Consider the following 26,713-nt stretch of genomic DNA (forward strand, 5'->3'; position numbering starts at 1 on the left):
TGTGTTAAATTCGCTATAAAGCTAATAATCATAAGCGTTTATACAAAATTTTAAATCATCTATTGCATAATTCAGGTTAAATGGAAAGAAAATAAAAACAATGCGATTTTAAGAGGTTTATTAAATAGAGAAGATTGGTTTGATCATTGGGAAGAATACATGAATGCCAATCAAATAAAAATAAATTTTAAAACAGAAAAACTAGTATCGTCAGCAGAAATTGCCAATTTAAAAAAAGGGTTTACTGTTGTTGATTTACAAACAACTCCTTCAAAAAAATTTCAAAAAGGAGGCACAAAAACAGCTTGGAAATATGCCAATACTTTTTTTGAAACAAGGCACAAACAATACATGTTTCACATTTCAAAACCAGCTTTGGCAAGAGAAAGCTGTAGCAGACTGTCACCTTATATTTCTTGGGGAAATGTTTCCATAAGACAAATATTTCAAAAAGCAAACGAAGCTAAAAACAATAACAATAAAAACATTTAGATGCTTTTATATCTCGTTTAAGATGGCAAGCTCATTTTATTCAAAAGTTTGAAATGGAACATACCATGGAAAAAGCTAGTTTAAATAAAGGTTTTAGAAAATTAAAAAAAAGTATCTCAGAAAAATATCAAGAAGCTTGGAAAACCGGACAAACAGGTTTCCCTTTAGTAGATGCAAGTATGCGCTGCTTAAATGAAACTGGTTATTTAAATTTTAGAATGCGCGCACTATTAGTTTCATTTTTTACACATATTTTATGGCAACCTTGGCAAGATGCTAGCAAACATTTATCGCAAATGTTTTTAGATTTTGAACCTGGAATTCATTTTCCTCAATTACAAATGAACTCTGGTGAAACTGGTTTAGATACACTCCGCATTTACAACCCAATTAAAAACAGTAAAGAGCATGATGAAGATGTTGCTTTTATTAAAAAATGGGTTCCAGAATTAGCAAATTTACCAACTGCATTTATTCATGAACCATATTTAATGACCTCTTTAGATGAGCAATTTAATAATTTCCATTTAGGTAAAAACTACCCAAAAACAATTGTAGATATTAATTTGACTCGTAAAAAAGCCACTGAAATTCTTTGGAAAATGAAAGACAATCCTGATGTTATAGCAGAAAACAGAAGAATTTTAAAAAAACACACCATCACAAGTAGTAATAAAATGGTATAAAATAATCACCTTACAATCAAATTATTAAACCCAAATAGAAGATGGTTTTGTTAATACTTTTATAATTTTTGTTTATCTATATTAAAAAATAGTTAAACAAAAATATATTTTATGTATCTTTGAGTGTGATTTTTAATACAACACATACAAATAAAGATGCAGAAACTACAATAAACGATTTAGTTGGAGCACGTTATTCTTTTATAGAAGCTATAAAAATGAAAGGTGTAGGATCTAAAAGAATGGTAGTTACAGACGTAAGTCAAGGATTTAAAAATGTAATGAATACAGTTTCCGACATCAATTATGCGAATATCGAAATCAGAAAAAAAGGCATTCTTATTCACATCAATAAAGGATTAAAAAACTTCAGTTGGGCAATTCCTTTTTATCAATTATACATGTATAAAACAAATGGTTTTAGTATTCATGCCCAAGGCAACTTTGTGAGATTTACAAACAACAAACTACTAAAAGAAAATAAAAAATTTATTGCAAAACTAGTGGATTTAAAAATCGAAAACAACAAGAATTACGAGTCTTATAACACTATAAATTAAATTGATAAGAAATGGTTTTAGATGGTATAGCAATTGATAGAATAATAGAAATGGCTTGGGAAGACAGAACAACTTTTGAAGCAATTCAGTTTCAGTTTGGTTTAAAAGAACAAGAAGTTATCGATTTAATGCGAAGAGAAATGAAGCCAAAAAGCTTTAAAATGTGGCGAAAAAGAGTACAAGGAAGAAAAACGAAACACGAAAAATTAAGAACCTTTGAAAAAGGCAGATTCAAATGTTCTAGACAAAAACAAATATCAAACAACTCTATAGCAAAAAGATAAAAATCGTGCTTTGCTTTTAAGGTTAGAGTACTTAAAGACAGCACATAAAAAAGACAAAAAATGATTACAGAAGTAATAACAAAAGAAAAAGAATTTTCAGAAAAATTAAACGGCTTTTCATTTGAAGAAGTTGGAGACGACCATTTATTTACAGGTTTAGAAACTCCAATGAAACCAAATGCGTTTGAAATTTCTGATGAAGAAAAAAAAGAAAAAATTGCTCATTTATTTTCAGAAATAATGGATGTAATGGGGTTGGATTTAACAGACGATTCTTTACAAGGTACTCCAAAAAGAGTTGCCAAAATGTATATTGAAGAAATATTTAGCGGTTTAAATCCTGCAAATAAGCCAAAAGTTGCTTTGTTTGATAATAAATACCAATACAACCAAATGTTGGTAGAAAAGAATATTACTTTTTATTCGAATTGCGAACATCATTTTGTACCAATTATTGGTAAAGCTCACGTTGCTTACATTTCTTCAGGAAAAGTAATTGGTCTTTCTAAATTGAACAGAATTGTACAATATTATGCAAAAAGACCTCAAGTTCAAGAAAGATTAACCAACCAAATTGCAGAAGAATTAAAAGCAATTTTAAATACAGAAGACGTTGCCGTAATTATTGATGCAAAACATTTATGTGTTTCTTCAAGAGGAATAAAAGACGATACCTCTTCAACAGTTACTTCTTATTTTGGAGGAAAATTTAACAATCAAGAAAAAATAGCAGAATTACAAAATACATTAAAGTACTAATTATGAAAGAATTAATGGAAAAAGCCTTGGAATTCGAAACAAGAAAAATGAGATTTCCAACCACCAGCGATCGCATTATGGCGGCAAGAGAAGCAAAGAATTTAGTTTTAAGTTTAAACGAAATTTACAAAAAAAACAAAGACGAAAAAATTATGGATATTATGAAAAGACTTACTGTAATTAAGCAAAGAATCGAGAAACGTTTAAAGGGAAAACCTTTAACTGCATAATAAATTCACTTTTTACTTGCTTTTCTAACAATTATAATTATATTCGAAAATTAGAAAAAAAATCGAATACATATTATAATGACATTAAAAGAAAAGGCCGTAGAATTTGAAAATAGAAAATTCTCATTTAAAACTACAAGTGATAGAATTTTAGCATCAAGAGAAGTAAAAGCTTTAGTATTAGAGCTTAACGAAGAATATAAAAAAGACAAAGATCCAGAATTAATGGATTTAATGAAGCGTTTAACAGTGGTAAAACAAAAAATTGAAAAACGCTTGAAAGGAAGACCTTAAAAGCATTATGAGAAAAATAGTAGTTATTGGAGGAAGCAAAGGAATTGGAAACGCCATTGTAAATGCTTTAGTTGAAAAAAACGAAGTTATTAACATCAGTAGATCTGCTCCTTTGCAGCCTCACACTAATCTCACTCATCATAATTGCAATATTTTAAAAGATGCTTTACCAGATATTGAAACTATAGACGCTTTAATTTATTGTCCTGGAAGTATTAACTTAAAACCAATTTCGAGATTAAAGTTAGAAGACTTTAGAAACGATTTCGAAATTAACGTTGTTGGTGCTGTAAAAGCAATTCAGCATTATTTACCTTCATTAAAAAAAGGAAGCAACCCTAATATTTTATTATTTAGTACAGTTGCTGCCAAATTGGGCATGCCTTTTCACGCGAGTGTAGCTGCTGCAAAATCTGCTGTAGAAGGCTTAACAAAATCTTTAGGGGCAGAATTTGCACCAACAATTCGTGTAAATGCAATTGCACCTACAGTTACAAACACAGCATTGGCCTCTAAACTTTTAAGAAACGAACGTATGGTAGAAAATATCACAGAACGTCATCCTCTTAAAAAATTCTTACAGCCTGCTGAAGTTGCAGATTTGGCAACTTTCTTAATTTCTGACAAAGCAACATCTATTTCTGGACAAATTTTCGAATTAGACTGCGGAATTGTCAGTTTTAAAATTTAAAATAGATGGACCAATAGCTACGATATTAAAATTAATAGTTTACAAAAAAAAAGCTATTGATTTATCTGAATACAAAAAAAATATATTTTACTTGTAAATGTGGTTTTACTTCACAATAAGTTTTTAACTGAAACCTTTTTCATAGAACAGATAGTAATTAAAAACATTTACAAGCCGAGAATTTATTAAAAAAAACAAAACTACTAAACTTCTAAAAATGAAACAATTAAAGCTTACCATCTTATTTTTAATCATTAATTTTGGTGGATTGGCCATTGGAAATTGGTTGATGGAAAATGGACCAATGACAGATTGGTACCTTAACTTAAACAAAGCTCCTTGGACACCTCCAGGTTGGGTTTTTGGGGTAGCTTGGACCTTGATTATGATTTGCTTTTCAATATATTTAGGCAAACTTTTTTCTGAAGAAAATACCCAAAAAACGAAACTTGTTTTTCTTTTTCAATTTATATTGAATGTCAGCTGGAATTATATTTTCTTCAATCAGCATTTGGTTTTATTCGGGTTGATAACCATTACTCTATTAACTTCCCTCCTCTTTTATTACTTCTTTAAACTAAGTGCTAAAGTAAAAAATTATAAATATTTGTTACTCCCTTACATGATTTGGTTGTGCATTGCAACTTCCTTAAATCTTTATGTTTTTATACACAATTAAAATGAAAATATATACGCTTCATAAAAAACAAAAGTTACCAATTTCATTGGAAAAAGGTTGGGAATTCTTATCAAATCCAAAGAATTTAAAAACAATTACACCAGATTATATGAGTTTCGATATTCTTTCTGGTGCAGACAGACCTATGTTTCCTGGACAAATAATTCAGTATATTGTAACTCCAATTTTAGGGATAAAAACAAAATGGGTCACAGAAATTACGCATGTAAAAGACAAAGAATATTTTGTAGATGAACAACGTTTTGGACCTTATGCTTTATGGCATCACAAACACTTTATCAAAGAAATTAATGGTGGTATAGAAATGGAAGATGTTATAGATTACAAAGTTCCTATGGGCTTTTTAGGGCAAATGGCACATCCGTTTTTAGTAAAACCAAAATTAGAAGAAATCTTTGAATACAGACAAAAAAATTGGTAGAACTTTTTGGAGAATACAAAAAATAAGACATAAGAACGCTGTCGCTTTACGACTTTTGATATATGACATAAAATTGTGTAACTACCACAATTCCCCATTAAAACTGAATAAAAAATTGCATAAATGAAAAACAAAATAAACATTTTTTGGTTTCGAAGAGATTTAAGATTAGATGATAATATCGGTTTTTACAACGCTTTAAAAAGTGATTTCCCTGTACTTCCTATTTTTATTTTTGATGAAAATATTTTAGACAAATTGCCAAAAAACGATGCCAGAGTTACTTTTATTTTTGATGAATTGCAAAAAATGAGAAAAACATTACAAGACGAAAACGACAGTAGTTTGGCTATTTATTATGGAACACCAAAAAATATTTATAAAAAATTAATAAAAAATTACAAAGTAGATACCGTTTTTACAAACCGAGATTACGAACCTTATGCAACAAAAAGAGACGAAGAAATAGAAAAATTATTAGCCAATAATAACATTAATTTTAAGACTTTTAAAGATCAGGTAATTTTCGAAAAAGACGAAGTTGTAAAAAAAGATGGCGAACCATACGTAGTTTACACACCTTATATGAAAGTGTGGAAAGAGCAGTTTAAAACCTATAATTTAGATATTTACTATACCAATTCTTTCTTAAAAAACTTGGTAAAAAACACACGTTTACCCAATGTTTCGCTAGCTGATTTAGGTTGTACCAAATCCAAACAAAAAATTAAAGATTACGATGTTACACCTACTTTAATTCAAAACTACGAAGACACACGTAATTTTCCAGCAAAAGATGCCACCTCAAAATTAGGACCTCATTTACGATTTGGAACAGTGAGTATTCGAAAAATAATTAAAAAAGCTACTGCAGAAAAAAATGAGATTTTTTGGCAAGAATTAATTTGGCGAGAATTTTTTATGCAAATTTTATGGCATTTTCCTCATACTCACAAAAAAGCTTTTAAAGCTAAATACGATAGAATCGAATGGAGAAATAACGAAGATGAATTTAAAAAATGGTGCGAAGGACAAACAGGTTATCCTCTAGTAGATGCAGGAATGCGTCAATTAAACAAAACGGGGTTTATGCACAACAGAGTAAGAATGTTGGTAGGTAGTTTTTTATGCAAACATTTGTTAATCGATTGGAGGTGGGGAGAAGCCTACTTTGCCGAAAAATTACACGATTACGAAATGGCTAGCAATGTGGGCAATTGGCAATGGGTTGCAGGTTCTGGTGTAGATGCTTCGCCTTATTTTAGAATTTTTAACCCCACAACGCAAATTAAAAAGTTCGATAAAGATTTGGCATACATAAAAAAATGGGTGCCCGAATTTCAAGAACTAGGGTATGCGAAAGAAATGGTAAACCATAAAGAAGCAAGAGAACGTTGTTTAAAAACTTATAAAGAGGCATTAAAATAATTTTCTTAAATTTAAAGTCAAACCAAAACATAAAAATTATGAACACTTTAGAAGTTGCAAACAAATGGCGCCAAATGTGCCAAGAAGGAAAAAATTTAGAATGCATTAATGAATTGTATGCAGACAATGTAGTTAGTAGAGAAATGCCAGGCCTTCCTAATAGTGAAGTTGTTACCGGTAAACAAAATGTTTTTGAAAAAAGCAAACAATGGTTAGAAGATGTGGTAGAGTTTCATAGCAGCGAAATTTCTGAGCCAGTAGTTGCAGACAATCATTTTTCTAGTAAAATGAGTTTCGATGTAACATTTAAAAGCAGAGGAAGGCAACAAATGGACGAACTTTGCGTTTTTGAAGTACAGGATGGAAAAATTGCCAACGAGCAATTTTTCTATACAATGTAATTTATTCTTCTTGTTATTAAAGCTTCAAAATAATTTTGAAGCTTTTTTATGTAAAAAAATCAACTTTATTTAGGTCAATTTTAAAATTTGTATTTTATTTGCGCTCGTTAAATAAAAAGCCGATGTAGCTCAGCTGGCTAGAGCAGCTGATTTGTAATCAGCAGGTCGTGGGTTCGAGTCCCTCCATCGGCTCTTAATTAAAAGAAGCTGTCTCGAAAGTATTAAAATTTGTCGTTTCGACTGTAATGCAAAAATGTTAATTACTGAATTTTCAGCGTCTTATATTTTTTCGACTTCGTTTAAAATAACAGTTACATTTACTTTTGTGACAGCCTCTTTTTATACAATACCATTTCTATTTTAATTTATTTTTTAAACTAAACATTGGTAAATAAAAATATATTCCGATTAAAGAAAAAATTAAACCACCTATAGAACCTACTGCAAACGAAAACCAAAAAGCTTCCTTTTGTCCATGCCAAACAAAAGGAATTAATCCAACGATTGTAGATACTATGGTTAAAATAACAGGTATGATTTTATAATTAAAAGCTTTAAAATACAGTTGCTGTGTATTTCTTTTTGGATATTGTCTTTTTAAATTATTATAGTCGTTAATAATAAATAAGGCAGAATTTACACTAATACCACATAACAAAATAAACGAAGCATAACCACCTTGATCGAAATTAAAATCAAAAAGGTAAAAGGTTAAAAACACCCCTATAAAAGACAAGGGAATCATGCTTATAATTGCAAAGGGTTGTTTTAAAGATTCTAATAAAATACTACAAATAAAGAAAATGATAAAAATAACAACAAAAAGATAATAGTACTGCTTCGAGCCTTTTTTATTCCACCCTCTATAAGATTGTTCTAAAATACGATAGCCTATTGGTAACTTCGTTCTTATTTCTTCTACATTGTGTTCTCTTACTTTTTTTGCTAAAGGATGTGTTCCTAAAAAGTCATAAGCAACTGTTAAACGGTATTGTTGATTATTTTTTTGGATCGTATTACCTGTTTTTCTTTTTTTAATAGAAGCTAATTGATTTAACTTATACTGTTTATTATTAATAGGAATTGGAGTATTTTTTAAATCCCACACATTAAATTTTTGATACTTATCGGAAACCAATTTTACTTGCTGTAACTCATGGTCTTTAACGATGGAGGTAATGTTTCCCGAATGCATTTGATTTTTTAAATACCAATACAGTTGGTTTTGAGATACATTAGCCATTGCCAATCGTTCTTGGTTAAAATCTAAATAATATTCATTAAGGGTGTTACTACCCCAACCACCAGTTGTTATTTCGACCTCTTTTACTCGACCATTAGAATTCGTTTCTAATTGTTGTTTGAGTAATTCTGCATAACCATATAAATTATCATAATTATAGCCTTCTAACTCTATACGGTTGTTTTTATAACCTGTTCCTAAAGCGTTAGAAAAACCTCGCCCCACACCACTTACAGACCAATCTAACCCTCCTAAACTAATTACTTTAGATTCTAGCATGCTTTTTAAAGTGTATGGGAAAGCACCAAATTCAAAATCTTCTTTAAAATGAATGGTAATACTGGAACTTTTTGCATTGTTAATTCGTGTTTCATATAAGGATATTTCATCAAAACGTCCTATATAATTTTCCATTTTTAGAATCACATCATTTAATTGTTCTATGGTACAGCCATCTGGCATACTCCCAGTTACACGAAGAGTAGTGCGTTCGGGTTCATTATAATACGAATTTTCAAAAACATCTTCAGTAAATAATCGTAATGAGCCACCTAAAATCTTTTCTAAACTAGAACGTAGTTCTACATTATACCATTCTGTACCTAAAGTGTTATTATATAATTTAGCCCAAACATTATCTCCTTCTAATTCCTTTGGTAATAAATGAATAGGCAATCCAAAACCTAAAATAAATAATGTCACAAAAGCCCATTTAAATTTAGGTTTTTGCATCCAATTTATAAGATTCATATAGCTTTTTGTAAATTTATAGATACGACGTTTTCTTTTTCTGGAAAAATGTACTCGCTTTTTCTGTAAATTTATTTTTTCTAGCAACGCAGGCACATAATACAAAGAGACTAATAAAGAAACGCCAATATTAATAGCAATAACTAATGCAAAATCCCATAAATTTAATCTTTGGTTTTCTTCTAATAGAAATATAACCATTAATGCTCCTATGGTGGTTAAAGTAGCTGCTAAAATTGCTAAAAAGGCTTTTTTATTGCCTTTATTCCGCAAGTGGTCAATCATTATAATACTATTGTCTATAATAATTCCAAAAGAAATAGTTATGCCTGCAAAAGAGTACAATTGTAATTGTACATTAAAGGTATAATAGAAAATAACAGCAATAAGTAGGTTGGTAATAATGCTTAAAAATAATACGGTTAAATACTTAATGCTTCTATTAATTAAGACAATTAACACCAATAGAATTAAAAATGAAAATAGGGTACGTTTTTGTATTTTTTGTAACTCTTTTATAATAAACTCGGTAGTATCTTGAGTCATTTTTATGGTGTAGCCCGCGGGCATTTCTTTTTTTAAATCATCGACAATGGTTTTTACGGTTTTAGCCAAATCTATCGTGTTTACATCTTTCTCTGCATAGATTGCCATATTTACTGTATTAAGTCCATTAATGCGATAGTAGGCATTTACCTTGCCTTCTTTATAGTTAACTTTGGCAAGATTTTTTAAATAGATAATGCGATTGTTTGTTTTTTGATGGGGATATGGTTCCAATCGATTTCACCTTCTGGTTTATGTGCCAATACCAACGAAATTTCTTGATTTACTTTACTGTTTTTAGATTGGATTAAAGCATTTCCTAATTCTTGTTTTTTTAAATAAGTGCCAATAGCATTTTGTATTTCACCAACAGATATATTTAGCTGGTATAATTTTTGGCATTATACTCTATTACCCACTCAAAGGGTGCTGCTCCATATACATTTACTTTATTTACCCCTTTTATTGTTGTTAATTTAGGCAGGATGTTATTTTTAGTAAACTTCTTTATATAATATGGACTTTCATTGGCATTAATGCTGTAGGATACGATAGGAGAAGTGTTTTCATTGGCTGTACTTTTAGACAGGGAAGGATAACTTACACCTTCTGGTAGTTCTGAATAGCCTTGCCGAATAAGATTGGCCACTTCAAAACGTACAGCGTCCATATCTACAAACTTTTTAAAATCCATAGAAATAGAACCACTACCTTTTCGTGATGTGGAACTAATGCTTTTAATACCGCGAACTGTATTAAACATACCTTCTAATTTTGAAGTGACTTCTTGCTCCATCACTTTTGCAGAAGCCTCATGCCAACCAAAATAAACACTAAGCGATTTATTACTACGAGTTGGGGTAAGTTGTACGCTTAATAAAGGAATTAAACTTGCCCCTATAATGGATAGGCTAATGAAAATGGTAAGAATCGTAAATGAAGATATTTTTCGTTTCATAACAATTTAATTAACACTTTTAAATAATCGGCTCCATTGAAATTCATCTTGGTAATTAGACCACAATATACACTGTACTTTGCCTACGACCTTCTCTTCAGGAATAAAACCAACGAAACGAGAATCGTATGAGCCATTTCTATGGTCTCCCATCATAAAATAATAATTTTGTTGAAATGTATAAGTTGTAACTTCTTTTCCGTTGATGATAAATTGGCCATTTTTATGTTTTATTTGAACCTCTTTTTCGTGACTGTTTATAGCCGTGCTATATACGTTGAAATTAAAGGTATTTAGTGTTATAGTTGTACCTTTTTTAGGTATTACAATGGGACCTAAATTATCTTTTGTCCAAAGATTGTCTTGGGGTTTCGCAAATAAGCCATCTTTTGGGTCAAAAGATGCTATTATTTGTTGTAAGTTGCTTATATATGGTAATTTCTTTAACTTATCGTAATCTCCTCTTTTTAAAGAGCTTTTAAAAAAAGTTAAGTTCTCTAAATCTTTACCTATCAATTGATCTATTTCTAAACGGTCTATGTCTTTATTAAACTGTTTTTTGTTGGTTATTTTAAAGCGATAAGTGTTTCTTATGTTATTAGAAAAATTCTGTAGTTTACTGTTTATAAAAATTTGTCCATCTTTAATTGCTAATGTATCTCCGGCAATACCAACACATCGTTTTACAAAAAAGTTGTTTTTGCTAAAATATTCATATACTAGAACATCTCCGTTTTTAATACGAGAATAACCAGATAACCGATGATACTTCCACCAATTTTCTTTTATTCTTTTTTTAGCCTTGTCATTAAAATAAAATGCTATGTTCAACCAAGGAATATCAAAAGGTGAACGAGGTAATTTAGGACCGTATTTTAGCTTGTTTACTAGAATAACATCATTTGTATATAGTGTATCATTCATAGAAGAACTTGGTATTTTATAAATATCGAGCATTAGTAATTTAATGCAAATCGCAGTAAGGAATATAAAAAGAAATAAAAAAATACTTTTTGCTATCTTTTTTAAAAGCACATATTTAATAACTTTTAACAATTTAAAAACCATACAGTACAATAAAGTACCAATTAATAGAATGATGGCAAACCACCATAGCCCAATGATAAAAAGCAAAAATAAAATGATGAGATATTTTAATATATTTTTATTTTTAAAAAGAATCATTTTATTTTTTTAAATACTACTACTAATTCTATACTTGTTCTCTTAAACATTCTTGTTAAAAATAAAGAATGTTAGCACAATTGAAACTGTCTTAAAAGTAAATTTAGCTGTTATTTTGAGCGAAATCAAAAAAACATAAAACACTAAAAATCAATACGTAACATTTCTCCATTACAACCGAAATGACAAATTCCAATACTTTTAAGACGGCCTCTTTTTTAATCATTTAAAATAATATCGAAATTTTGTTCAATAGTTCTATTGTTTATAAAATCGTAAAGTGTTAGTTGCTGCACCTGATAATATAATTTCCAATAATTTAATAAACTTTGTATATAACGTTCTGTTGCAGACTGCCATGCTTGTCTTGAAGCGGTTAATCGTAAATAATCTAAATTTCCTAATAAAAATCGTTTTTCGGTAATTTTATAAGATTCTCTAGCTATTTCGCTAGTTCTTAAAGCGCCTTCTACTAAATCTTTTTGTAAATTAAAATCAATTACTTTTTGGGTAATATCTTGTTTAAACTTATCCTCGTCTTGTTGTAATTCTATTTCAGCGACGTCTTTGTTCATTCTAGCTGTTTTTATATTGCCTTTACGTTCTCCCCAATCTAGAATAGGAATGCTAAAGTTTACAGATACCATTTGTTGGTTTAACAAGTTACTATAGGCGTCTCTAAAGGTATTGGCTTGTTGGTTTAACCCATAACTAGCTGTTATCGATAAATCGAATCGGTTATCTTTAATCGCTTTATCTAAATCACGTAAAGCTTCTACTTGTCGCAATTTTAGGTCGATAAGCTCTGGATTATTTGCTTTGGCATATTGCGTAGCCTCATTAATATCTATTTGTATATTGGTTATTAGATCTGGCAACTCTGGAATAGTGTTACTGGGTAAAACATCTCTTAAATACAATTTAAGTGCGGCTTCTGCCTTTTGCAAACTTTGTTGATTTTGGGTAAGGTTGGTATTGGCGTTATAAACATCCATTTCTAAATTAAGTAAATCGTCTCGTTCTATGGCCCCTATGTCGTAGCGTTTTTTTCCAATTTTAAATAGTTTTTCTGCAGAGGTTTTATTCTCTTGTGCAATCTCTACTTTTTTGCTAGCTAAAGCCCAGTTAAAAAAGAAGTCGATAGTTTTAAGGTTAATGGTTTGTTGTTCGTAAATAAACTCTTGTTTTGCTTTTTGGTATTGTAAGGGAGCTGTTTTCTTTTCCCATTTAAAACGGTTGTATGCCATAATAGGCTGAATGAGTCCAATTCGTATGGGGGTTGCACTATAGTTTTCTATCTCCGAAGTTCCAGAATTTACAATCCTATCGAAACTAGAATTAATAAATAGACTTGTTCCTGTAGAGCGAATATCTTGGGTTAAAGATACATTTGCGTAAGAACTTAAATTTTGCTGTAACCTAAATACATCTACATTCTGCTCGGAATCGTAACGTTTAACCAATGCTCTATTAAAGGTAAAAGGGCGAGTTTCGAAATTAATTTTTGGCAATAAACTCGATTTAAACGAGCGAAATTGCCAGTAACTAACACCATATTTGCGTTTAGATTTAAAGGCGTCTAACGAGTTTTGACTTGCGAGTTTTAAAACTTCATTTAAAGAGATTTTTTGTTTGAGTTGCTCTAAATTTACAGGTTCTTGAGCTACTAATGAGACGTAACTTAGCATCATAAAAACCATTATCGAAATTTTTATAGTACTAACTCTACTAGTTTTAATATTTAAAATACCTGTTTTCGATATCACCCAAAGACTTATAGAGACTACTCGAACGAACATTTTATTTTTACTAAAACGATTATTTTTTAACATGGGTTTTAAGTTTAGCAAGATAATAATAACAAAGTGGTATAAAATATAGGCTAACTAATGTACCTAATAACATACCACCAATTAAGGCAATAGCTAAAGGAGCTTGCAATTCGGCACCTAAACCACTTGAAAATAATAAGGGAGTAAGTGCTAGTATGGTGGTTAAACTTGTCATTAAAATAGGTTTTAAACGGCGCTGCCCAGCTACAAGTAAGGCTTTTATTAGGGAGTACCCTTGACGTTGTAATTGAATAATGGTATCTATTTTTAAAATAGAATCGTTAATAATAATACCGCTCATTACCACAATACCAATCATAGACATTAGATTAATACTCATTCCAAAAAGTTTTAAAAAAAGGAATGCTCCTGCTAAATCTAAAGGTACTTCTAATAAAATAATAATTGGTAACGTGAAAGATTCGAATTGAGATGCTAAAATAAAATAGAGTAATATTAAAGAAATAAGGAGTACGATTTTTAACTCGCTCATTAATTCTTGATTGCTAAAATAGCTTCCAGAAAAACTCACATCATACCAAGGATTTTTATGAACTACTTCTTTTATATTGGCTATAGTTCTATCTATTTGATGCTCTTTTACTTGCAACTCTAATGGGTAATACTCACCTTCTGTACCTCCTTTGATTGTTTTTAGGTCATTTGAAGGTACAACTTTAACAAAATCTTTTATATGAAATACAGCACTGTCTTTCGAAACCACTGTCGTTTCACTTAAAATATTATTAATTTGTTTTGAAGCCCCTCCTAAAATTACGGGAACAAAGTTTTGATTATCGGTAATGGATAAAATCTCTCGTTCATTAAAAGCACTTTTTAAAGTATTAAATATGTTATTGGCACTTACACCATAGGTTATTAATTTTTCTTGATTGGCTACCAAGGTTAAATAATCTTGCCAAACAATGGGTTTAAGTTCTATATTTTCTAAACCTTGTTGTACTTTATACCATATTTTTTTTAACTCATTATTTTGGCTTCTTCCTAAATTTTCGACATTTCGTAAGCGAGCTATTAAAGAGGTTTCTTCATCAGAAAAAATAAGATTAAATATGTTATCTACATCTTTATATTCATATAAAGATGATGGGTAATTCTTTTTAATAGCATTACTTAATGCTATTTTAATTTTTTCTAATTCTTCGGGGGTTTTACATTTAAAATACAAGGTAGTTTCTGAAGCCCTTGCCTCGGTACTTTTATCAAGTAAAAATTGTTGATTTCCTACTAATGCTGTCTGGTTCAATAAATCATCTCTTATAGGATTCAATAAATCTAAGAGACGTTTTTTATTCTCTTCTACATGTATTTGTTTGTTCCAGTCTATTTTTAACAGTGTTTCGGTTTTGGTAAAATGAGGCATTTGTGTTTTTGGCAATAGCGTAAATAAACCAAAAGTTAATAAAAGTAAAATAATACAGATACTCCATGAGAGCTTCTGTTTGCGCATAACCCAGCGAAATCCTTTTTCATATAAAGCGGAATAATCTAGTGTATTTGTTTTGGTAAGAAAACGTGTAATACGCCCGTCTTTAGTATTTTTACGTAAATGAAATAAGCGAAACAGTACTGGCAATAAAGTAATAGAAACAAAAAATGAAGCAAATAAACCTATGCTTATAGCCATAGCCTGATCATAAAATAATGCTCCACTAATACCACTTAAAAACACTAATGGTAAAAATACGGCACAGGTAGTTAAGGCAGAACTTAATAATGGTTTAATTACTTCGTTGGTACCTTTTACACAGGCTTTATTAAGGGTAAAACCCATTTCTCTAAATTGCGTGATATTATCAATAACGATAATAGAATTGTCTATCATTAAACCGATACCAAGTACTAAACCCGATAAAGAAATAATATTAATAGAGATGTTTAATAGTTGAAAAAAAAGCAAACAAACAATAATAGATGTTGGAATCGTAATACCTATTAACAACGGAGATTTTACATTCTTAAGAAACAAAAACATAATTCCAAAGGCCAAAAGCATACCCCATAGCAAACTTTGAAAGAGATTGCTAATGGCATAATCTAGCAATGCAGTTTGGTCTCTAGTGATTGTAAAATCGATATTAGGGTAATCGTTTTTAAAATACTCTAGCTGTTTATTTAAAGCTTTTTTTAGGTCTCCCATTCGAGCATCACTTTGTTTAATGATGGCCATAGTAACGGCTTCTTTACCATCAGACAAAACAAGGCCTGTTCGTTTTTGTGGGTGTTCTAAAACTTCTGCTAGTTCTTTTAATTGATAAACTCTATTGTTTTTACGAATATAAATTTCTTTAATTTCTTGAATATTATTTAAGGTATTCCCTAAACGTACATCGTATTGGTATTGACTATCTTTAATGAGTAAGCTTCCTATTTCGAGATCGTATTTTTTTATATTGGATTCTAATTCATCTAAACTAATACCTAAAGCAGTGAGTTTATTAGTATCTGGAATGATTAATATTTCTGGAGATACCAATCCACTTACATCGACCATAGCCACTTCATTAACTTGTTCTATACGCTTGCGAATTACCTGATTGGTAAAGCGATTAAAGTCTATAAATTCTTGAGATACAGGATATAAATCTTTATTGGAAGTGAATTGTTTTTTTTCTTCTTTTAACGTCATGCTTAAATAAAACACAGGAATGTCTGTGGCACTTGCTTTTATGACTTTGGGGCGTTTTATGTTTTTAGGAAAGTTGCCCATTTCGCGATCTATCTTTTCGTTAACTTCTATAAAAGAATAATCTATTTTTGTACCGTGGTTAAATCGCAATCGTATAACACCTGTTTCGTTATTCGTTTCGCTTTTAATGTCTTTTAAGTGACTCAACTGCATTAAATTTCTACGCAGTGGTTTTACCACAGCATCTTCTAATTGTCTTGCAGACATGTTTTCCGAAGATACCTGTACTGTAATTTCAGGAATATCGATATCTGGCATTAGCGACACAGGAATAAAACCAAAAGCATACAGCCCAAGGATAAGCACTCCAAGAGTGGTCATCAATACAGCTATAGGCTTATGTATGAGAAACTTTACCATTTTTTTATTAATTTTTGGAATACCAAAATGATTGTTTATTATTTTTATAAACAAACAGATCTTCTTCTATACCCTCACTTAAATTACGCAACCATAAAATAGCACCTTTAGGAACGTTATCGTACTTTATAAAATATTCTTTAGCTACCTTGCTTCCAAGAGATACCCATGCATCATTCCAATAAAAAAGTTCGTAAACATCATTAGGCTTCACATAATTTACATCACTTCTAGGGGCATAAAACAATTCATTTAGTTCTTTTCTTTTTCCAAAATCTAACCCAACCCAATAAGAATGTTTTGCATTGGGAGCCGTATAAAAGGTTAAAAGATCCTCATCAAAAATCTTTAACATTGGCTTTATATTTTCAGCCTTAAAATGTTTTGAATAAATAACTTTACCTTCTATTTTTTTACCTTTAGAATAAACAGCCATTTCTGCTAATGTAAGCCAGTCTTTTATTTCAGTTTTAAATCGAAAATATCTAAAAGAATGATCTAAGTTTAGCGTTACTTTTATGGGTCTTCCATTATTTAAATCATCACCAGGCTGTGGTTTGTATATTGTTTGATATTCTTTAAAATTAGAATGGTTAGATACTTCAAAAGAAGAATGAAGCATGCTAGAAGTAACCCAATCTAAGCTTTTACTTTTGTTTGCCTTGCGTTTTAAAATAACACTTTCTGTTTTGTTATTATCAATTATATATGTTTGAATATTGCCTGTCTTGTCTAAAGATAAAATGTCATGTAAGGGAATTATTCTATGGTTTCTATAAGCTGCAATTACAAAAATATTTTCTCTACCAACATCTGGAAAGCTGACTTTGTTTTCATTATTTATTTTTGTTACAGCTATGGGAGTCCATTTTCTATCGTTAAAAATACAGAGATAAGCTTTTGTGTATTTTTTACCTTCGTTTTTATTTAGTGTTAATTTTATGTTTGTGGTTTTTATATATTGCGAAGTAACATCTTGTATGTAAGGGCTGTTAAGAAAGGTATTGATTTCTTTATTTTTAATATTTTGGTCTTGTTTGCTATACATAAACCTGTAAATTTTGGCTACTTTATTTCTTGTTTTATAGGTTCCAGGAGATCCCCAAAAGAACATGCTGTCTGCTCTTTGTAAACTGTCTTTACTATATAAAAATGCATTCCAATAGTGGCTACTTCTACCATTTGCCCAAAAGGTAAAGTCCATAGCCATAGGAATTCCAACAGCTCTTCCTTTTGCAATTACATAATTTGTTGCATCGATACAATCTGCCATTTTACCCTTTTCTATATCGCTTATCGCTAAATCTGTAGGGAATAATTTTATAAGCCTGCCCCCGTTTTCAAGAGGCGACAATCTATCGATAGTTGTTAATATATCTTTAGAATTTGTGTTGCTTATAAGCTCAAAAAGTTCGTTGTGACTTTGTGTTCTAAAATTTTTAGTAAAAGGCTCATTTTTTGATCTATATGGTAATATAAAGTTGCAAAAACCATCAAAATCTAAAAAATCGTTCCAAGGTTGTGGCCATACTTTAAAAGCCAATTCGATATTGGTTATTAAATCTTTTGCTTTTATAGTCTGTACATCTAAACGAGGAGAAGCTATTAAGTTTCCCTGACTATAAAACATGTCTTTTATCTTTTTTTTGTAATCAGGAATTTTGTTTTTAATTAAACTATCTGAAGCTCTTAATACTCTTTCCCATTTTTCTCTAGGTGCAATGGTTTTATAATAATGACTATCCATATTTCCAATAAGAAAAAGGGCTGCTTTTAGTTTTAAACTATCTTTTGGTGCCTGGTAATGATCTATTACTTTTTGCAGTTCCGCTTTATTTTCGCCTGCTAATTTTAAAGCTTGCCCTATCTCTTTAGAGGGCTCACTACAAGAAGATAAGCTTAATAACAATGCTACGATAATTGTAAAAATACATGGGTTAATTGCGCTCACTTAATCTATTATTTTTTTAATAGTTACTTCTGTATCGTGTGCTAAGTTTAAATTATCTGAAACCACTATAGTATCTCCAACTTTTAATGAGGCACTACTCTTATCTGGGTGAGGAATTACGGTGTATTGCTTGCTATTTTCATTGGTTGTTTGTACATAGGTCCAATAGGTTTTTCCAGATTTTATGATAAATAGTACTTCTTGGTTTTGTCGTAAAACTACAGATGCTTTGGGGACTACAAATTGATTGGGAACATCTTTTTGGATAAATACCTTAACATTCATTCCCTCAATTAGGTTGCCATCATTTTTAACTCTGGCTTTCACTAAAATGGTACCGTCTTTTTCTACTTGGGGGTTAATGGTTACGATTCGCCCTTGATAGGTTTTCTTTAGTGCAAAGGGCTCAATTTGTATTTGTTCGTTAACTGCGATTTCCGAAACTTCAGATTCTATTAAATAAAACTCTACTTCAAAAATTTGATCGTTTATTAAGGTCATAATTTCTGATCCTGCATTTATATGTTCGTAAAGTTTATTTTTTATATTCGCTATTTTACCGCTAAAAGGTGCTATAAGTTTGGTAGATTTTAATTTAAACTCTGTATTTTGCAACTCATGCAACGCATCTTTATAACCCGATCGAATAGTAAGCATCTCGTATTCTTCTGATGGAATGCTGTCTTTGTTAAAGCTTTCGTATCCACGACCTACCAATTTATCTTGAAGTTCTAATACTGCTTTATTTAAATTAATTTTGGCTTTGGTATAAGCTTGTTGGTAGGTAAAGGTTTTTAAAACAGCCAAAGTTTGCCCTTTTTTTACATAGTCTCCGTTTTTTACATAGAGTTTTTCTAGATTTTCGCTTACATTAAATCTTAGTTGATTTTTTTGTAAAGCTACTAACTTACCATTGCTAACGATTTCCTTTTTAAAAATTCCTTGTTCTAATACCATCGCATTTACCTCGTTTTTTTCGGGAAGGAACTGCTTTTTCTCAAGACGATCTTCTTCTGCTTTGGCTTGGTCTTTTTTGCAAGACAAGAAAGTAATCGCAAAAAGGATGATAAATATTTTTAAGTGGATGAGTGTTTTTCTTTTTTTACACATATTATTTTCTTTATGGCAGACTAAAGTATTAAATCCTTTTGTTAATTTCTTTAAGATACAACTCTTTTCATAAAATTAATTTAAACTTTAACAAACACGGCTCTAAATTTTCGAAAGAACCTGCATATAAAGTCTTATTTTTTTATCAATTGTTATTGATATTACCTCTTTATCTAATTTAAATTTCTTAACAGGTTCTCCTTTCCAATTAAATACATAAATTAAATTGCTTAAATACGATTTACCAACAGATGCTTTTGTATTTCCGTAAGGTTTTCCACTATATAAAACATAAATATAGTCTTTAGTTGTTGCTACATCCAGAAAACAATTTTTGTCTTCTAATGATGAAATTTGTTTTGTAATTTCATTTCCACTTTGTAATTGCTTATTCGTATTTTGCCACCAAACTAGTTCTTTTAAATGTAGGTTATTGTTATTTATTTCTAAGATTGATATTATTTTTGAATAAAGTTGAACTCCTACAACAAAATTCTTTGATGGGTGACTTTGAAAACAATATTGGTCACTTAATATTCCTTTGCCTTTTGGGTACTCAAATTTTTCAACACTGGTTTTATTAGTTAAATTATACGAACCGAATCGCTTATTGTCTGAAGATCCAATAATATAGCCATTGCTGTACGCTGCTGATGAAAACGTTTTTATAGCATAAATTATATATACTATTTTAAACCCAATTTAACTTTAAACAATTCATATCTGGGTTTACTATTTTCGTAGTTGAATTTGATTAAAAAAAGGTTTTCATTGTTGCTCGTATAAATGTTATCGGTTAGAGAGTAATTTATTTTTGCAACTCCCTCTAATTCCATTTTTTTGTTAAAAATATAAAATTTTTTAAATCTATTCGAAATATTTAAAGAATTGTTTTCAGTCTTTAATATTCCAACATCTGCTATTTGAAAAATATTCTTTTTAGTTGAGAAAAGTCCAGAGACTAGGCTGTTTTCCATAAGGTACTTTATTGCCTTTTCTCTATTTCCATTTACAAGGGAAACGCCGTTCTTGACTTTTTGAACTTCAAATTCTTTGTCTTTTATTGAAATATGGGAAGTATAACTACTTTTTAAATCATAATTGTTAAGGGTTAAATTATCAGAACTACAATACCTTATTGTATCATTAAAAAGAGTGATGCCCCAGAATGACTATTCATATTTAGAAGGATATGCTCTTCTGATGTGTTCCCTAAATATTTATAGCTATCATTGAGTATATCATAACTTGCAATTAAATTTTCATAACCACCTGCTAAATAGTAGATAATATGGGTTTTTGTTGGGATAAAGTCTTTAATTGCACTTCCTAATTTGTTTATTTCTTTTATAGAATTTCCATTGAGGTCGTAAACAAACACATTCAATTTAGTTGAGTCCCAAACATAAATTTTTTGGTCAAAAACCCTTATTATAGAAGCGTCTCCGTATTCATTTGGCCCGTTACCTGAATTATTTATTTTTTTAATTTGATTCCCATTGAAATCGTATATGAAAATATCGTTACTCTCTTTAATTGAAATTATAAATTCCTTTTCATTTATAAAATCGAAAGATTGAATTTCTCCAATTTGTTCGATATTCGAATTAAGATTACAAACCTTTTCTAATTTTACTTTCATATTAGAAGGTAATAAATTAGTTTTTTCATTTTGACATGAAAGAACGGCAAGAAGAAAAACAAATAAGCTTATTTTTTGTAAAATCATATTTTTAATTTTTAAAAGTAAGGGAGCATAACTATGCTCCCTTGTCTAGTTAGCATTCCTTACATTTAAATAAACCTCCTGTAGTGCAAGAAGTTTTAGGACCAGTAAAAGTCCATGTTATTGTTACATTCCAGTATGGACAACATAAGTTTGCAAGACCTCCTATTTGGCAATTATTTTCTTCAGCATTAGCATTACTGATAGTAATTAAGCTGGCCAAATCTACATTGGTATTTTTGTCATTAATTGCATTAGTATAAAAAAATAGAGCCATAGCAATAGCGCCTATTCCCAAACTTGTTAAAATTTTTGATTTCATTTTATTAAATTTTAAACTGTTAACAAGAATATCTTATTCTTGCGTATATTATTAATTATTAATTTTGCAAAGTCTTAGAGAAGGTGCTACTTTTGCCAAACACCAAAATCACTTATTTTTTTAGGTAATAATATCTTTAAAATAGTAAAGATTTCCTCTGGGGTATTGTAAAGCAAAGTCATTGTTTTATATTTTTAATGTTAAACATTGTATCTTTTAATTTTTTAGACCCAGAGGTTTTTCTGTTATTATTGTTTTCATCTCCGCTTTTATTTCTTTTATTGCTGTCGAGGGTATTTTAACCTCTTTCTTTAATATGGTTTTAGCTAGGGCAATGGCTTTGTTTTTTTCGGGGAGGTATTGCTTATTTTCAATGGTTTCCTCTTCTGCTTTGGCTTGGTCTTTTTTGCAAGACGAGAAGGTAACTAATAAAAGAATTAGTGATCTTTTTACTTGAATGAGTGATTTAGTTTTTATAGTCATATTCTTTTAACGCTTTTAAAGCTTCTAATTCTTAACATCTTTTGGATAAGGTATTTCTCCTTTTATAGTTAATATCTTTGGCGAACCCTTACTATTATAAAATACGGCAATCGTTTTGTTAAAACGTCCTGGGTATTTGGTATCATATACCACTTTTATTTCTCCTCTCTCGCTAGGTTTTATAATACCTTTAGGGTATTCTGGTATGGTACGCAACTGGTTTTTACACCTGTTATAACTAATGGAGTTTCTCCTGTGTTAGAAAAGTTAAAAACAGCAGTTGTATCTTTTTTAGCTGGAATTAAGCCAAAATTATACACATCGTTTTAAATAACATTCTAGATTGTAGTTCATCTATTACGCCATTATCATTCCTTTCTTTAGAGTTGCTGAAAAAAAAATTAAACTAAAAATAACTCCAACAAAAATGATTGTTTTACTTACTTACTTACTTACTTACTTACTTACTTACTTCTTTTATATATAAATTCATAATATCGGTAGATGTAGTTGGGTTTCCGGTTAAAAGTATGGTGTTATTGGTATCAGTTAAAACTGTTTCAAAATTTTTATTTATTTTCATAAACTCATTCATTTCGGCATATTTATTTTCACTGTCGAAAAAGAATGGAAAAGAAAATTCTTCTATTTGACCAGATTCACAAAAATATTTAATCAACTCAAATCTATCGTCTGAATGAAATATTAAAATTATAGGAACTTTATATTTTTGAAATTCAGGAATCAATTTACTCCACATCTTAATATTTCCTATGCATGTACCGCATGAAGCGTCGATTCTTGAATAAATTCTATATTCAGAATTCCAAATATTACTACTATCTGCAATATAATTTGAAAAAGGAGCGTATATTTTGATATTATCTGGGAGTACCAATTTCTTTCCTATTGTTTTTTCAATAACAGATCTCAGAGGCTTAATTTCATTATTACTTCCTTTTTTGCAAGATATTATGCAAAAAACAAATGTAATTAGTACAAAATATTTTAAAATATAAATTTGTTTCATGTTATTCAATTTCAGCTTTAACAATAAATCCAGTATCCGCATCGTATGAATATATGGTTCTATCATCACCAGAAACAGCCAACCCCATAATACGCTTATTCAAATTTAGCTTTTTTACTGGGGTTCCATTCCAATCATACACATAAACATATTTGCAATAATTAATATCATTTCTCTCGGCATAGCTTAAACCAGAATAAGCTAAGTAAATATGTTTATCTGTAACTGCACCAGCAAGAAAAGTTTTTCTAATTCCTTCATTCTTTTTCATGTAATTGTAATATTGTCTTTTTCCTATCTCAAATTCTATATTAATACCCTCAGGTCCCTGTACTGTTTCATTTTCATATGGACTTTTTAAATTGTATATTTCTAACAAATCTGTATATAAATATGAAATGGCTACTTTATCTTTAGAAGGGCTTAAAAAGAAAAAAGAGTGATAAGCATCTTTTAGCGCGTCAAGAGGCAAATCTTTAGGTAAATTTTCAAACTCTCCAAATTCATTTAATAATCTCTCGGAAAAATTTATTTCTTGAATTTTATAATTAGAATCTATTTTCCCATTGATTAAGATACTACTATTATCAATAACAGAAATTTGATAATAGTTTCCTTCTAAGGGGTATGCTTTAAAAGATGAAATGTTTCCGGATAAAATTTCTTTTTTATCCATAATAAATATTTTTTTTAACGTTACATCATGTACCCATAATATATTATCAACTATTCCAAAGCAAGAAGCACCTAAAGCTTCTTTAGGACCTCTTCCTTTGTGTAAATATCCACGGGATATTTGACCGCTTTTAATAGAATAATTATAAAAAAATGATTTAATTTTCTTAGTTGAATTAAATATTATTAGGGTAGAATCAACTAATTTCATAGCTTTTGGAGTTCCAACTTTGTATTCAAAAAGATTTTCAAATGAGACATTTTGTTCCTTTGGAAAATTAGCAAATGAAGAATTGCTATGATTTAAAACAACCTTATTCTTATTACTACAAGAAATGAGAATAAAAAATAGAGTTGTACTAAAAATTAATAATTTATTATTTATTGTCATTATATAAATATTGTTCTTATTATGATTAATTTTAAACCTATAAAAAGATGGCTTGATATTTCTCAAACCACCTTGTCTATATGATAATTTTTTCAATTATTTACTACAAGTATGCCATGCCCTTGAAGGATCACAATCTTGAATTGTTTGTCCATAAATCAAGCATTGATCGTGCAAATCATCATCACAACCGTTAGAGTCACTTTCAGCATTTGCAGTATTCATTGCAATTAAACCTGCTAAATCTGTATTTTTATTTCCAGAGTTAGAACTAAAGAACACAGTCATTGCTATAGCAACAACTCCTATAATTCCTATTATTTTTTTCATTTTGTTAAATTTTAAACTGTTAACAAGAATATCTTATTCTTGCGTATATTATTAATTATTAATTTTGCAAAGTCTTAGAGAAGGTGCTACTTTTGCCAAACACCAAAATCACTTATTTTTTTAGGTAATAATATCTTTAAAATAGTAAAGATTTCTTCTGGGGTATTGTAAAGCTAAGTCATTGTGTTACATTTTTTAAGATTAAAGATTGTACTGTATTTTTTAATTTTTTAAACCCAGAGGTTTTTCTGTTGTTATTTTTTTCATTTCGGCTTTTATTTCTTTTATTGCTGTCGAGGGTATTTTAACCTCTTTCTTTAATATGGTTTTAGCCATGGCAATCGCTTTGTTTTTTTGTTCGCTTTCCTCATATAACTTTGCTTGCAAATACAAAGGGTAAAATCTAACAGGTATCATATTAGCCGCATGTTGGTAAGCTATTTCTGCTTTTTTATATTGCTTTATGCCTTTATATGCATCTCCCAATGCTGTTTCTATAATAGTGGTATTTAAATGGTGTTTTGCTGCTTCTAAAATTTGCACGGCTTCTTTATGTTGTTTTGCTAATGATAAGGTTTTGCCATAGTTCATTAAAAATTCGCCTTCTTTATTAAATATAGAATAGACACTTGTAAAATCTTCTATAGCATCTTCATAAGCACCATATTGGTACATGTTTAAAGCGTTTTTCCATGTTTTAAAGCCTGAATCTAGGGTTTGGACATGCCCAATTCCAAAAGATAGTCCTACCCAACCTAATGCTAGCACGATTGTTTTTAACCCCCACACTATATAAGGTATAGTACTTTTGTGGGTATTAAAAACCGTATATTTTTGTTTGTCTATAGTTGCTAATAAAGCAAAAGCTACCACCATAATAAGTTTAATAGGCAATATCTGTACAGGGTAAGAAAACAGTGCAAAAGTACCAATGGCCAAAAATGTTGCTTTTACTATAAAAAAAAAGTAATAGTTTTTGTCTCCAGCTTTTATTCTAAAAAGCATGTATATACCAATAGCCAATAGCAAAAAACCCATTAAACCGTTTTCTACAACAAATTGCAACCAATCGTTAAAAGCGTAGTAGGTGTTATCTGCCACCAAAGCTTCTGCTGTTTCACCATGTTTTACAAAATAATTGGCTTGATAATTCATATAATATGCTTTAAATTTATCGAAGCCTACACCAGTAAAAGGGTAATCTTTTATGATTTCTGAGGAGACTTTCCAAATAAAGAGTCTTCCATCTGCCGATTCTTTTTTAAAATGATAAACACCCAATAACCCCGTAGTAAATAAACTTGTGGCGAATACTATTACAACTATTTTTTTTGTTAGAGTAGCTTTATAAAAAGTGTTTTTTATAAAACGATATCGAAACTCTAACAAAAGTAAGCTACTTACTATTACTGCTAGCCAAGCCCCTCTAGAATGCGTGGCAGGTATTACTAAAATAATACTTATTACCCCTAACAAAGGAATGTATTCGAAGGCATACTTTACTATAGTATTTACGAATTTAGCGTGATTGGTCATTTGAGCCTGCACCTGTTCTACGAACTTTTCTTTAAATAGATACATGCTTAAAGCTATGGGCCATACTGCAACAAGAAACCCCGAATATGGTCCTGGATTAAAAAAACTACCTGTAAGTTGAAACCTAGAATGATTAGAAGGGTAATAATTTAGCAATTGCAAATTGCCATAAATGGCTTGGATAATCCCTGAAATAACAATAGCTAACAACAACCAAACATAGGTTTTATAGGATATATTTCGCATGATAATATACAAAAAACCTAGCCCCAATAGCTCCATATAACGTATGGAAAAACCATAATCGGGCTGAATAAAATATCTATTTATAGTGATACAACCAAAAAGCAATAAAAAAATGATGTCTAATTTAGAAATTTGTATTCTTTTTCCTTTAGAAAAAAGAAACATTGCTATAAAACTTACCAAAATTACCAAACAACTATATGCAAAAACTATAAATTTACTTGTAATGGTAGATTGCACATAATTTGCAATGTTAATTTGAGGCAATACCATTAGTAGCAAACCAACAATAAGCACTAAAACAATATTAGAGGCTTTTGTTAACGACATGATGAAATCTGTTTTTTGGGTAAAAAACAAAGTTAATAAATAATCTTCTAAAA

28 protein-coding genes, 1 tRNA gene and 1 pseudogene are annotated in these 26,713 nt (G+C 29.8%); 13 read left to right on the top strand and 17 right to left on the bottom strand.

All coding sequences use genetic code 11. From position 1 onward, the window contains the following. The first annotated feature begins 159 nt into the window (after window positions 1–159). The 13 genes and pseudogenes from JL193_RS17120 (at window position 160) to JL193_RS04420 (ending at window position 7,138) form a co-directional block, all read left to right on the top strand. Window positions 160–492: a hypothetical protein gene (locus JL193_RS17120; protein ID WP_243456832.1), complete on the top strand. Its 333-nt coding sequence runs from the start codon at window positions 160–162 to the stop codon at window positions 490–492. Window positions 493–545: 53 nt separating this feature from the next. Then, complete coding sequence (locus JL193_RS17125; protein ID WP_243456833.1) at window positions 546–1,178, top strand: FAD-binding domain-containing protein; 633 nt, start codon at window positions 546–548, stop codon at window positions 1,176–1,178. A 125-nt stretch (window positions 1,179–1,303) separates the two neighbouring features. Next, the gene (locus JL193_RS04370; RefSeq protein WP_207972658.1) at window positions 1,304–1,738 is read left to right on the top strand and encodes a hypothetical protein; all 435 of its coding nucleotides are present in this window, start codon (window positions 1,304–1,306) and stop codon (window positions 1,736–1,738) included. 11 nt (window positions 1,739–1,749) lie between these two features. Further along, window positions 1,750–2,022: a TIGR03643 family protein gene (locus tag JL193_RS04375; protein ID WP_207972659.1), complete on the top strand. Its 273-nt coding sequence runs from the start codon at window positions 1,750–1,752 to the stop codon at window positions 2,020–2,022. Window positions 2,023–2,082: 60 nt separating this feature from the next. Then, window positions 2,083–2,781 (top strand): GTP cyclohydrolase I FolE, encoded by a 699-nt coding sequence (gene folE / locus JL193_RS04380; RefSeq protein WP_207972660.1) that lies wholly within the window; start codon window positions 2,083–2,085, stop codon window positions 2,779–2,781. 2 nt (window positions 2,782–2,783) lie between these two features. After that, the gene (locus JL193_RS04385; RefSeq protein ID WP_207972661.1) at window positions 2,784–3,011 is read left to right on the top strand and encodes a hypothetical protein; all 228 of its coding nucleotides are present in this window, start codon (window positions 2,784–2,786) and stop codon (window positions 3,009–3,011) included. A gap of 78 nt (window positions 3,012–3,089) precedes the next feature. Then, window positions 3,090–3,305: a hypothetical protein gene (locus JL193_RS04390; RefSeq protein ID WP_207972662.1), complete on the top strand. Its 216-nt coding sequence runs from the start codon at window positions 3,090–3,092 to the stop codon at window positions 3,303–3,305. Window positions 3,306–3,312: 7 nt separating this feature from the next. Beyond that, on the top strand, window positions 3,313–3,996 hold the full coding sequence (locus JL193_RS04395; protein ID WP_207972663.1) for an SDR family NAD(P)-dependent oxidoreductase: 684 nt from the start codon (window positions 3,313–3,315) through the stop codon (window positions 3,994–3,996). A 217-nt stretch (window positions 3,997–4,213) separates the two neighbouring features. After that, window positions 4,214–4,675 (top strand): TspO/MBR family protein, encoded by a 462-nt coding sequence (locus JL193_RS04400; protein ID WP_207972664.1) that lies wholly within the window; start codon window positions 4,214–4,216, stop codon window positions 4,673–4,675. Window position 4,676: 1 nt separating this feature from the next. Then, window positions 4,677–5,143 (top strand): annotated as a pseudogene (locus JL193_RS04405) (SRPBCC family protein). Window positions 5,144–5,240: 97 nt separating this feature from the next. Beyond that, the gene (locus JL193_RS04410; RefSeq protein WP_207972666.1) at window positions 5,241–6,545 is read left to right on the top strand and encodes a cryptochrome/photolyase family protein; all 1,305 of its coding nucleotides are present in this window, start codon (window positions 5,241–5,243) and stop codon (window positions 6,543–6,545) included. Window positions 6,546–6,583: 38 nt separating this feature from the next. After that, the gene (locus tag JL193_RS04415; protein WP_207972667.1) at window positions 6,584–6,946 is read left to right on the top strand and encodes a SnoaL-like domain-containing protein; all 363 of its coding nucleotides are present in this window, start codon (window positions 6,584–6,586) and stop codon (window positions 6,944–6,946) included. Between the two features lie 118 nt (window positions 6,947–7,064). After that, window positions 7,065–7,138: transfer RNA gene (locus tag JL193_RS04420), tRNA-Thr, on the top strand. Window positions 7,139–7,301: 163 nt separating this feature from the next. Here JL193_RS04420 and JL193_RS04425 read toward each other — a convergent pair. From JL193_RS04425 to JL193_RS04505, 17 genes are all read right to left on the bottom strand, one after another. Then, complete coding sequence (locus JL193_RS04425; protein WP_207972668.1) at window positions 7,302–9,719, bottom strand: efflux RND transporter permease subunit; 2,418 nt, start codon at window positions 9,717–9,719, stop codon at window positions 7,302–7,304. Window positions 9,720–9,864: 145 nt separating this feature from the next. Further along, the gene (locus JL193_RS04430) at window positions 9,865–10,443 is read right to left on the bottom strand and encodes an efflux RND transporter permease subunit (RefSeq protein WP_207972669.1); all 579 of its coding nucleotides are present in this window, start codon (window positions 10,441–10,443) and stop codon (window positions 9,865–9,867) included. A gap of 6 nt (window positions 10,444–10,449) precedes the next feature. Then, window positions 10,450–11,628 carry a signal peptidase I gene (gene lepB / locus JL193_RS04435; RefSeq protein WP_207972670.1) on the bottom strand — a complete coding sequence of 393 codons (1,179 nt, stop codon included), beginning with the start codon at window positions 11,626–11,628 and terminating at the stop codon, window positions 10,450–10,452. 218 nt (window positions 11,629–11,846) lie between these two features. Then, window positions 11,847–13,460 (bottom strand): TolC family protein, encoded by a 1,614-nt coding sequence (locus tag JL193_RS04440; RefSeq protein WP_207972671.1) that lies wholly within the window; start codon window positions 13,458–13,460, stop codon window positions 11,847–11,849. Further along, window positions 13,447–16,530 (bottom strand): efflux RND transporter permease subunit, encoded by a 3,084-nt coding sequence (locus JL193_RS04445; protein WP_207972672.1) that lies wholly within the window; start codon window positions 16,528–16,530, stop codon window positions 13,447–13,449. Before JL193_RS04445 ends, JL193_RS04440 begins: the two co-directional genes overlap by 14 nt. A 7-nt stretch (window positions 16,531–16,537) precedes the next feature. After that, window positions 16,538–18,481 (bottom strand): hypothetical protein, encoded by a 1,944-nt coding sequence (locus tag JL193_RS04450; RefSeq protein WP_207972673.1) that lies wholly within the window; start codon window positions 18,479–18,481, stop codon window positions 16,538–16,540. Continuing rightward, window positions 18,482–19,591 carry an efflux RND transporter periplasmic adaptor subunit gene (locus JL193_RS04455; RefSeq protein WP_207972674.1) on the bottom strand — a complete coding sequence of 370 codons (1,110 nt, stop codon included), beginning with the start codon at window positions 19,589–19,591 and terminating at the stop codon, window positions 18,482–18,484. Window positions 19,592–19,693: 102 nt separating this feature from the next. Then, the gene (locus tag JL193_RS17455; RefSeq protein ID WP_207973379.1) at window positions 19,694–20,293 is read right to left on the bottom strand and encodes a BF3164 family lipoprotein; all 600 of its coding nucleotides are present in this window, start codon (window positions 20,291–20,293) and stop codon (window positions 19,694–19,696) included. A 433-nt stretch (window positions 20,294–20,726) separates the two neighbouring features. After that, window positions 20,727–21,320, bottom strand: coding sequence for a 6-bladed beta-propeller (locus JL193_RS04465; protein WP_207972675.1), 594 nt, complete (start codon window positions 21,318–21,320; stop codon window positions 20,727–20,729). Between the two features lie 49 nt (window positions 21,321–21,369). Continuing rightward, window positions 21,370–21,639, bottom strand: a complete 270-nt coding sequence (locus tag JL193_RS04470) for a hypothetical protein (RefSeq protein ID WP_207972676.1) — start codon at window positions 21,637–21,639, stop codon at window positions 21,370–21,372. A 216-nt stretch (window positions 21,640–21,855) separates the two neighbouring features. After that, window positions 21,856–22,122, bottom strand: coding sequence for a hypothetical protein (locus tag JL193_RS04475; RefSeq protein ID WP_207972677.1), 267 nt, complete (start codon window positions 22,120–22,122; stop codon window positions 21,856–21,858). Between the two features lie 24 nt (window positions 22,123–22,146). Further along, window positions 22,147–22,338: a DUF1573 domain-containing protein gene (locus JL193_RS04480; protein WP_207972678.1), complete on the bottom strand. Its 192-nt coding sequence runs from the start codon at window positions 22,336–22,338 to the stop codon at window positions 22,147–22,149. After that, window positions 22,302–22,442 (bottom strand): DUF1573 domain-containing protein, encoded by a 141-nt coding sequence (locus JL193_RS17460; RefSeq protein ID WP_207972679.1) that lies wholly within the window; start codon window positions 22,440–22,442, stop codon window positions 22,302–22,304. Before JL193_RS17460 ends, JL193_RS04480 begins: the two co-directional genes overlap by 37 nt. Before the next feature lie 140 nt (window positions 22,443–22,582). Further along, window positions 22,583–23,152 (bottom strand): hypothetical protein, encoded by a 570-nt coding sequence (locus tag JL193_RS04490; RefSeq protein WP_207972680.1) that lies wholly within the window; start codon window positions 23,150–23,152, stop codon window positions 22,583–22,585. A gap of 1 nt (window position 23,153) precedes the next feature. Then, complete coding sequence (locus tag JL193_RS04495; protein WP_207972681.1) at window positions 23,154–24,314, bottom strand: BF3164 family lipoprotein; 1,161 nt, start codon at window positions 24,312–24,314, stop codon at window positions 23,154–23,156. Next, a complete protein-coding gene (locus JL193_RS04500; RefSeq protein ID WP_207972682.1) occupies window positions 24,315–24,548 on the bottom strand; it encodes a hypothetical protein in 234 nt (77 codons plus the stop codon). A 222-nt stretch (window positions 24,549–24,770) separates the two neighbouring features. After that, on the bottom strand, window positions 24,771–26,660 hold the full coding sequence (locus tag JL193_RS04505; RefSeq protein WP_207972683.1) for an O-antigen ligase family protein: 1,890 nt from the start codon (window positions 26,658–26,660) through the stop codon (window positions 24,771–24,773). Window positions 26,661–26,713: the final 53 nt, after the last annotated feature.

Origin of the sequence: Polaribacter batillariae (assembly GCF_017498485.1) — a bacterium.
Classification (GTDB): Bacteria; Bacteroidota; Bacteroidia; order Flavobacteriales; family Flavobacteriaceae; genus Polaribacter; species Polaribacter batillariae.